Source organism: Siphonobacter sp. BAB-5405 (assembly GCF_002872335.1).
Classification (GTDB): domain Bacteria; phylum Bacteroidota; class Bacteroidia; order Cytophagales; family Spirosomataceae; genus Siphonobacter.
Genome location: NZ_NJAG01000131.1, coordinates 1 through 2,570, shown reverse-complemented (window position 1 = coordinate 2,570; position 2,570 = coordinate 1). Strand labels below are relative to the sequence as shown.

At 40.2% G+C, this 2,570-nt stretch carries 2 protein-coding genes; both read right to left on the bottom strand.

What is annotated here, in order from left to right; genetic code table 11:
- Nucleotides 1–60 precede the first annotated feature (60 nt).
- Nucleotides 61–723 (bottom strand): AAA family ATPase, encoded by a 663-nt coding sequence (locus BWI97_RS26465; RefSeq protein WP_102203440.1) that lies wholly within the window; start codon nucleotides 721–723, stop codon nucleotides 61–63.
- A gap of 641 nt (nucleotides 724–1,364) precedes the next feature.
- On the bottom strand, nucleotides 1,365–1,517 hold the full coding sequence (locus tag BWI97_RS27870) for a hypothetical protein (protein WP_158242876.1): 153 nt from the start codon (nucleotides 1,515–1,517) through the stop codon (nucleotides 1,365–1,367).
- Nucleotides 1,518–2,570 lie beyond the last annotated feature (1,053 nt).

Below are 2,570 nucleotides of genomic sequence, written 5' to 3'. Positions count from 1 at the left end.
CGTTGAAGTCTGGGCTTTCCTTCGTAGGCATCTTGACCTGGATTTTTGCCTTTGCCATGCTTATACTTGTTTAGAGTTCTGAACCCGTTCCATTAACTTYTGCAGAAAATCCGTAAACTCCCGAATCGCAGTCGCATCTTTTGGCTTGTATTCATTGATTCCCATACCGCGGATAGCCGCATGACTGTATACGACCCGATCGCCTAACTGAGCGTCTAAAAATTCAATATCTTCCGATGCTTTGAGGTACTCCATCCATGACTCTACGTACTGGCTCCGGGCCTCTACCCGATTAAGCACTGAAAAAGATTTTAGTTTCGGGTTGATTAATCGTACTTCCTTGACCAGCTTCTCAACCTTGGCAAGGGTCCACATTTCAAAACTACGCGGAACAAAAGGGACCAGGTATACGTCTGAGACTGTCAGCGAAGCCCGCTGGGAGATCGTATCCCTGCCACCCGTATCAATGACCACATCAGAAAATACCTCTCCCAGATCGCGAATTGACGTATAAATTTTATCCCCATTAAGCTTTACCAACGTATAGCCTACGAAGCCTTCAAAGGTATCATGCCTGAATTCCGTGAAATCCGCTGAGGTTTCCTGCTCATCCGCATCAACCAAAAGTACCTTTCTGCCCTGTTCGGCAAGAAAAATAGCCACGTTCGTAGCTACCGTAGTCTTTCCACTTCCTCCCTTTGTACCCCCTACTGTGATGATCATACGTTCTGTTATAGGTTGTTATATAGATTCCTAAAATAGTTCCTGATTCAGTTCTTAGTAAGGAACCATACAAACCTATTGAAATTTTTCTGACCTTCATAAAAGATTCTTTAAAAAGAACTAAAACAGGAACCATAAATAGAACTTATTCCAGTTCTATTCACAAAGAGCTACTTCGAGTAATTTTTTAAAATGAGCATGTACTTTATAGTTTAAACAGGTTCTTATTTAAGGACCTGTTTAAATTCTTATTTAAGAACTTTGTTTATATAAAAATCTGGTAATCAGTTCAATTTTACAATAACGCTGGCGGGCAGCTGAGAGGCTGAATCTTGAAGCTTTCTACTTTCGATTTCTATTGCTTTGGTCTTCCACATAAACTGTTTCGTTTTTACTGCGAAGGCAAAGAGCAGGTTTCCTCCCGACGCCTTCCGGAAATCAGCCCATTTTCCGAAACTATGTTTGCCAAAATTTCTGATAGTTACCTTCAGGGATTCGTCGTAGTACTAGATTGTCTTTGAAATGCGTTCGGTCAGAGCCACTCCCTTGTACCGCACCGACGGCTCAATAGTTCAAACGAACCGTTCAGGCTTCAACTTTAATAATCTTGCCACTTTCCCACTAAAATTCTGGACGGCGTTTCAGTTTAAGAATATAGCAGTCGTTTCGTGACTTCGATAGAATTGCATGGCTAGTACCTGACCATTCAGAATGAACTTGCAGTGACGGCCCTTCGTGTGGTAATCCTGCTCGGCTCCCTTCTTTTGAAACCGACGCCGTAACATTCTGGCCATTGCTAAGTAGAAAGTGTTTTGTAAAGAATACGACCTTCAAAATTTTGGGCAAAGTAATGAAAGCCTAAACGCAGTAAGACAACTCATTTTTCATGTATACTGTCAAGGAATTTAGGAAACTGGATCATTCATAAGGCCATCAGCAAATGACCTTTCATCTGCCAGTCAATACTTCCAGTTCACTTTACAAGCACACGGGAATTCCTCGTCCTTTTTGAGTAAGTTCTCTACTTGCTTCTTTAGAACTTGATCAAGTTCTAAAATTAAACCATTTTAAGTTCCAGATTAAGAACTGACCAATAGTTGGTTTTAATGAGAAAACTTTTCCATCAGGAATCTAATTAAGAACTTTTTTAAGTTCTTAATTAGATTCCTGATGGAAAACTAAATCCCTGATGATTAAGTAAATACAAAAACAGTATAACTTATAGTAATCTTTTAGCTGGTAGAAAGTCCTAAACCGATGGCCCAAGGAAACTAATTATGTTCCAGAGCCCGCCTTTATCGTTCACATACCTATTCATTTTTGAACAATTGAAGGCAGATAAAGCTAATTTTGATTAGTGAATAGGTAAGCCGTCAGGATAGGTACAGAGCTTGCTCACGACGCGGTGAGATCCTGCGTTGGTCTTACTTTAAAGATGGGTGAAACAACTTCCTAGAGCATATACAACTAGCGTTAATGTCTCCATGGAACGAATGTATGCTTCTGTCGGAGGGTAAATAGTAGTACATCGCTAGAGTTGCTAGTGATTTGGACAGAAAGCAGGCTTCATATTACTGCCGTGGCCTTGTAGTAACTGACCTAATCTGAATCAGTTTTGCGGTACGTTTTCATGATTACACCATACTAACTCTGCCGAAAATACTGGACCCACACGCTATAGTAATTGCCAAAATTTAGGGTCAATACTTTTAACCGGCAGTTTGGCTTTTCTCAAGTGAAAGGGTCACAGTATCTATCTTTTGCAATACTTCACATCAATTTTTTGATAAAAAGAGGTACTACTAAAATCAAATTCAGACCCTGAACAAGCACTTATTTAAGGTCCA

Excerpts from the sequence above, each read along its gene's own strand:
- BWI97_RS27870 (WP_158242876.1), bottom strand. The coding sequence starts at position 1,517 with ATGGCCAGAATGTTACGGCGTCGGTTTCAAAAGAAGGGAGCCGAGCAG.